The organism is Calditrichota bacterium (assembly GCA_014359355.1).
Taxonomy (GTDB): Bacteria; Zhuqueibacterota; Zhuqueibacteria; order JANLFK01; family Oleimicrobiaceae; genus Oleimicrobium.
The window spans coordinates 1-7,278 of record JACIZP010000002.1; the positions used below are offsets into that span (position 1 = coordinate 1).

Annotated in this window: 3 protein-coding genes; all 3 read right to left on the minus strand. The window is 60.2% G+C overall.

Annotated features, from left to right (window positions below; all coding sequences use genetic code 11):
• On the minus strand, positions 1 to 5,361 hold a 5,361-nt coding region (locus H5U38_00015), incomplete at its 3' end, for a hypothetical protein (GenBank protein MBC7185395.1).
• 235 nt (positions 5,362 to 5,596) lie between these two features.
• A complete protein-coding gene (locus H5U38_00020) occupies positions 5,597 to 6,853 on the minus strand; it encodes an ROK family transcriptional regulator (GenBank protein MBC7185396.1) in 1,257 nt (418 codons plus the stop codon).
• A 5-nt stretch (positions 6,854 to 6,858) separates the two neighbouring features.
• Positions 6,859 to 7,278 (minus strand): T9SS type A sorting domain-containing protein (locus tag H5U38_00025; protein MBC7185397.1); only part of this gene is annotated, 420 nt, incomplete at its 5' end.

Sequence of the window (7,278 nt, forward strand, 5' to 3'; positions counted from 1 at the left end):
GTAGTTCTGCGTCAATTCGAACTTGGTCGGAAGTGCGGCACCGAGCTCTTCCACAGAGACCTCGATGGCCTTCTTGTAGTAGGCTGCAATCCACAGGTCGACGTCTATGCCCCAAGAGAAGGTTGGGTTGAGCGTGGTGCCAAAGTCGTTGTAGGAGCCGTCACCGAAGCGCTCCCACGCCCTGTTGGCACCATTGCCCTCACCGTCCTTGTCCATGAAAATGGCAAAGGCGTCGTTGGCCGTGGCCGGCCACTCAAAGCCAATGAACACCGGGCCCGTGACGCGCAGCGGCGCACTGAGGAAGAACAGGTTGCCTGCGCCGGTGGTGTCCAACACATCCGTGGTGGTCACCAGTGAGGCCAGCAGCGAATCCGGCGCCCCGTTGGCGGCAACGGTCTTGACCACCAGCGTCAGGGTGTCCGGCGTGTCGACGACCTCCTTGTAGGCAAAGTAGTAGCGGAAGCCGAAGAGCTCGTCACCGGTCTTGAAATCGAACCGCTGGTACTTGCCGATGTCGCCATAGCTGTTCGTACCTGCGATCCACCCGGAGCCATATGGATTCGGCGCCAGAGTTGGGGTATTGCCGTAGAACAGCGTATCCAGGCGCTGTACCACAAAGTTCGGATTGTTCGAGAACGCTGCCAGGCCATTGTTGGTGCCCATGATGTAGTAGATGATCGTGTTGCCGTCGACCGGCGCCACATCCACCGAACCCGTGCCGTTGAGGTTGGAGGCCCGACCGATGGACGGCGAGAAGGCAACTTGGCGCGCTAACTCATCGCCCCAAGCAACATCCACCACGATCAGCTTCTCGGCATTCCCTTCACCGGGCAGGTCGGGGATGTACCCAACGACTGCCTTGTGCTTGCCGTGCTCGAAGTACTTGATCTTGCTCACGCCGGTTGGGAACACCGTGGTGGCAACAGTGTCGATCACCGACCCGTCCGCACGCAAGTGCACCAACGGCCTCCCGTACGACTTGACGTAGACGGACCCGTCAGGGGTTTGGGCGATGTTCGGCAAGGTGCTGAAAGAGCCGCCGGAGCCCAAAGTGATGACCTCAGCCGTGAACGTCTGGCCGTTGTCCGAGGTGGTGAACTTGACGTAGCGGTCGCTGTTGGCCACGCCCGCATAAATGGTCAGCGTGTTGTCACTCGCCTTCCCGTAGACGCTGATCATGTCGCCCATGCGGCCCGTGGTCCCGGTGTAGCTGATCGCCGTCGTCGGTGTAGCCGTCTCGCTATCCCAACGGTACACGGTAAACGGTGTGGCCGCGGCGTCCAGCGTCATGTTGCACACGAAGATGACGCCGTCGTCTGACACATCCACCGCGTTGACCGGGAAAAAGCCCACGGGTGGCTGCGGCGCCTCCATCACGCCGAGGCTGTCGCCGCTAAACGCGTCGTAGATTACCACACGATGCGGCGTGCCAGAGCGCGTCACCACATAGAGCCGGTCGTTGCCGTTCACCTTGCCGTAGGCCATGCCGCGGGTGTAATTGGCGGGCGCGAAATAGGCAGGCAGTGTGCCGGCAGCCTGGGTCTTCGCCCACAAGGGCGTGAGCTGGGTGGCCGGTTCCACCGGTACCACCGGTTCGGTGACCGAGAAATTGTCAAAGATTACTGTGCCGGGTGTGGCATTGTAGACGTAGATGCCCGGGTAACCTTCGGTCAAGAATGGATTCGTGTCCGCGTACGGACATCCAGGCAACAGCATGCCATCGATCCACACCCAGAACAGGTTGCCGATCACCGTGACCTTGAAGTTGTGCCACCCGGTCTGCAGCGCCGGAAAGTCCACCCCGGGGTTCCAGTACTTGCTGATGTGCCAGTTGGCGCCATCGTACCCCTGCAGGCGGATCTGGCCGTTGTCGCTGGCCGTGGAGTTGCGGAACACCACCCGGTAGAACTTTAGCTCGTCATGCGCCGACTTGATCGCCAACCCGGTGTACAGTGGAAAGACCGGATCAGGCGGGCCGACCAGGTAGATGTCCGCCGAAATGGTGTAGTCCTTGAAAAGCGCGTTCTTCACGTGCGCGATGCCTGTATAGCCCGAGTCGGTGAAGACCAATACGTGGCTTCCCCAGGAACTCCCCGTGGAGTCGGCAATGGTCAGCGTCGAGGGACCAGTGGTGGCGTTGAACTCCCAATTCAGGTCAAAAGTGCCGTTGGTGGCGCCTTCGAAGATGGGGAGTTCATAAACCACGGGCGGAAGCGGCATAAAGTCTTCCCGGAACCGCCCACGCAGCGAGTAGCCATCGTCGTACCGAGTCGCCGAGGTGGTGTACTGGTCACACAGGGCGATGAGGTTCATCGGGCCGGTTGGCGGCGTCCACCCATCCAAGTCGGTCTCTTTGTCGATGAAGATGTAGGTGGTATCCACGCCGTCCGTGACCAGCACCCTGTTTGTGCTGCTGCTGTTCTGGCCCTCCGGAGGCCAGGCCTCAGGATTGACGATCCAGACGTTGTTGAGCTGGACCAGCAGCGCCTCATTCTCCTCATTGAGCTCGGGGATGGTGATCAGCTTGGGCGTCAGCACTATGCCGCTATCTACCACCGTCACGTCACTGGCTGAGGCCGGCACGATCTCGGTGATACCGCGGTACTGGTCGATCTTGCCCTTGACCTCTACCAGGTCGCCCACCTTCAGGTTGAGGCTCACCGTGCCTGAGTAGAGGACAATGCCGGCACTCCCGGGATCCTGCATGTAGTACTGCGCCCGCGTGCCAAAGTTGGGCGAGTTGATGACACCGCGCAGGGTCACTTCCTGCCCAAGAAGGTCTGGCCGCAAGTCACCATCGGCGTCGACCCGCGCCTCTGCCACAGTGAGAGGGTGGGTGGGCGGCTGCAATTCGACTGCACCCTCGTCCGCACCCATGTAGGGGTAGGTGGCCGACCTGGGATCGCCATCGATGTCTGTCGTGACGGAAGCAATAGGCGTCCCTGCCAGCTCGAAGTCGCCTACCGAGGCACCCGTCAGATGCAGGTCCGTCTCGCTCACCAGCTCCACGGCCTTGGCCACCGAATTGGAGTCCAGCCCCGACAGCGCTTGCCAGGCCTCCAACGTGGTGGCGTCCGTGCCGTTCCAAAAGCCGGTGCGAGCGTTGGTGGTGTCTGCCACGTAGTAGTTGTTGTAGTTGACATCCAAGGTGCCAGCGGTGCCGCTACGATAGATGGCATAGGTCTTGAAATCGCCCTCAGCAACGTAGACGATGTTGTTCTTGACCGTGTTAATGCCGTCGGCGATTTCCAAGCCCGTGTACAACACTACGCCAGTCCCAGGAACGATGCCCAAATTGCGCAGGTAGATGGTGTTGTGGAACACATTGGACACCACCCCTGGAGTGGCAAGGCGGATACCCACCATTTTCAGGCTCGGATTGGGTGCGGTGGTGGTGGCGTCGAACCCGGTGATGAAGTTGTTGTACACGTTGTACGTGCCCCTGCTGCCGCAGTGGATGCCGATGATCCCGTAATCTCCAGAGTTGTTGTTGGCCGTCGACAGCAGCACGATCTTGTTGTTGTAGATGTTGAGGACATTGGCAGGATCTGCGATCGTGTACCCGAAGATGCCAAAACTCATGTAGCCGGCATCTGTCTGGTTCACGTAGATCTCGTTGCCAATGATGTCCGTGTTCCCCGCCCAGTTCAGGAAGATGCCGCGGGTCCTGGCCTCGATCCTGTTGCCCTTGAACACAATGCCCTTCATCGACTCCGGAGTGATCCCTGCTCCAGGAGTGCCGAAGGTCGAGACTGCCAGACCTTGTGCACTGGCCTTCAGCTTGTTGATGATCTCGCAGTTTTCCACGGTGACCGTGTCGGGGAGGAAGAATCTACCTAATACGCTGTCGTAGCGATAGGTGAGCAACACCCCGTAGGTCACGTTCTGCTGCGTCACCACCTTCAAGTTCTTGACCACCGTGTTGTTCACATCGCCAACGAGGCGCAGAGGCGTGGCATTGCCGTGCGCCGTGGGGGCGGTGGTCACCAGCATGTCCCTGGTCGTGCCGCCTTCCTGATTGCTGCCGTCGATGAGGATGTTGGTGGTCCTCACCAGCCCGGCCGTGGTGCTCAAGTCCCTGGCGCCAATGACCCATGCTCCAGAAAAGCCCGGCGAGTCGGTGCTCTGCGTGAACGTGATCGTCGGCGTGACACCAGGTGCGGGCTTGAAGGTGATCGTGTACGGAGCAGGGTCCACCCCCAGCGCCACGTTCACCGGCTCGGTCAAATCGCTGGTGACGAAGAACGTGCAGTTGCCCATGATTAGGCGCTGGTTGACCGCGTCACAGGCCGCCTTGAGCGAGGCAAAGTCCGGATCGCCACCACCAGGCCGGGTCCCCGGTGCGCCGACGTAGTAGACGCCCTTCAGGAAGTTGGTGTCCACATCGTAAGCGCCGAGCCCGTTGTTGGTGCCGAGCACATAGATGCGGTATTTTCCGCCGCCCAGGTTCTGCACCGCCACGTCTCCCGTGCCGTTGGGGTTAGCGTTGGTGCCCAAGGGCGGAGTAAGCGAGTAGGTCTCCGCCGCAGCCACGTCACCACCCGGAACCCTCACCACCCGTGCGTTTTCGTTGCCGGCGCCGAACTGGAAGGTGACGAAGAATTCGTCCCTGCCATCAGTGCCAATGTAGCGAATGGCATTGGAGCCGGTCGCCACCACGCTGCCGGGTACCGTGCCAATGGGCACACCCTCGGCCGTGAACTTCATGGCGCTTTTGCCGCCGGCATTCCAATAGAAACTCCCGTCCGGCAATGGCCCCACTGAGGCACTGCCGCCGGTATTGCCTATGTCAAGCTCTGATGCCGTGAAGGTCGCCCCGCTATCGGCCGTGGTAAACTTGACCACGTAGTTGGAGTTGGCAGATGCTGCCCAGATGACAAGCGAGTTGTCCGCCGCAGAACCGGTCACGGTGATCTTGTCACCCAGTCTCTTACCGGTAGCGTCGTAGGTGATTGCCACCTTCGGTGAGTCGGCCTCTGTGTTGTACACGTAGACCTTGAACGTACCCCCCAGGGCCAGGTTGCACACGTAGATCTTGCCGTCCGCGGAAACACCCACGTCAGAGACGGCGTAGGTGCCACCGGAGATTCCCCTGTTGTCCAGCATGCCCAGTGAGTCGCCGGTGACCGCGTCAAGAACGTAAATGAAGCTTCCACCAAAGCGACTCACCACATACAGACGGTCGTGCCCGTCGACTTTGCCGTAGTCAAAGCCGCGCGTAAAGTGGCCTGCCGTGTCGAACCACGGTGGCAAAGTACCCGTGGCAACATTGCGCTCCCAGACCGTGGTGAGCTCTTTGCCAGCAAACGCGGCCCCGGCTGCCACGACCATCAGCAGTACAACGGATAGCACCCTCCTCATACTGCCTCCTCAATTGGACAGGAGAGAAACCCACATGCGTTTGTTTCCCCCTTCTTGGCGCCCCAGAGAAATGCTTCGCCGGAACCCTTTTTCTCCTTTCACCTCCTTTCTCACTCGTTCGACTGGTCGGTACCCCAACTACCTTCCTGCAAATCACCTCCTTTCTGTGTACAAGACCACGTCCGATGAACTCCGCGCCAGATGCACATCAGTATAACACACAATCAGCAAAAAGTCAAGAACAAAATTTGGCCATTTGCAATTGCTGGTGGTTGCGACTCACCACCATCGGCGGCTCGAAAATGCTCAGCAGTGCCAAGGCGATGGCGCCTCTTATGCCCGCCTCCCCTTTGAGCTCCCCCACGGCCACCGTACTCGCGCGGAAAGGTATGTTCGCCATTTCTTCCACCAGAATAGCACGCACTCTGGTGATGAGATAGGCTGAATGGTCTACTACTCTCCCGGACAACACAATCAGCGTGGGATTCAACGTCTTGACCACCGTCATGCACAGCGCGGCGAGTCCGTACGCGTACTCATCTAAGCATACCCGCACGTGGGGCTCACCCATGTCGCCCGCTTTGAGCAACGACGCGAGGTCGATCTCCCCCGCCGTCTCCTGAGGTATCGAGCCTGCCAGTTCTTTTCTCAAGGCAGCGACCAGATTATGTTCAGCAAGCAGGTCACCGAAGAAGCGTTGCCCCGCATAGAGTCGGGGCATGCGCCCGGACTCGGACAGCAGATGTCCCACTTCCAGGTAGCCGATCTCCCCTGCGTTACCTGCCTCACCTCGCACCAACTGGCCGTCCACGATGATCCCCGCGCCGATGCCTTCCCCAATCCAGAGGCAGACCATATTCTCCACGCCCCTGCCGGCGCCCAGGAGATTCTCCCCCAAGGCCATGACGTTCACGTCGTTCTCAATCACCACTGGCACCCGATACCGCTGGGCAAAACGCTCCGCCAGAGGCTTGTGTGCCCACCCGCGCAGCGTGTCGGCGAAGCTCAATCTGCCGTTGCGGTAGTCCACGATCCCAGGGATGGCAATGCCGATACTGACGAAGCGCTCCGAGGGGACCCCATGTCTGTGCAGGAGACTGTCGACAGCCTGAAAGATCGCGCCGAGTGCCTCTTCCATCTGCGCCTCTGCAGCGTAGGTCACCTGCTCACACCCCAGCACCCTGGATTCCACATTGCCCAATGCGACCAGCGACCGGTGTCGTTTGATCTCAATGCCTACCACGTAGCCGCTCTCCGGATTGAGCTTCAGGAGAATGGGGGGTTTTCCTCCTCGCCGTGTGGTTTCCCCTTTGCCAACCGTGATGATAAAGCCGGCCCGGTCCAGCCGCGCCACGATGTCAGAGGCGGCCACCTTGGAAATGTGCGCCCGCCGCGCCAGCTCATTGCGCGAAATGGGGCTGTGGTCTCGCAACAAGTGCAAGACACGAATCTCGTTGAGCTTCTTGATGAGCCTGGTGTCAGCCCGCTGCACGACCCTTACCTCAGCAGCACTATCTTGTGCGCCACACTCTTGTCACGCCCTTCCCCGAGCAGGCAGAAGTAAACCCCGCTGGGCAGGTCGCGGCCATCGAACTGCGTCATCAAACGCCCTGCTCCTGTCACAGCCGCTCGCAGCTGAGCCACGCACCTCCCCCGCACATCTACGATGTACAGCGATGTTCCGGGAGTTGAGGCACCTTCCACCGCGATGGCGGTGCTCGTGTGAAACGGATTGGGGTAGCTACTCACCGCCAGGCCGGTGCCTCGCCCCTCGTGGCGCCGCGATTCGGGCAAACTGCTCAAGGACCAAGCCGCGCGGTTGCTGTTGCACACCATGATGGCGTCGGCAAAAAGATACCGGCTGCCCACACCCTCATTGGTCAGCCGCACCACGGTACTGTTACCCGCATGGAAATA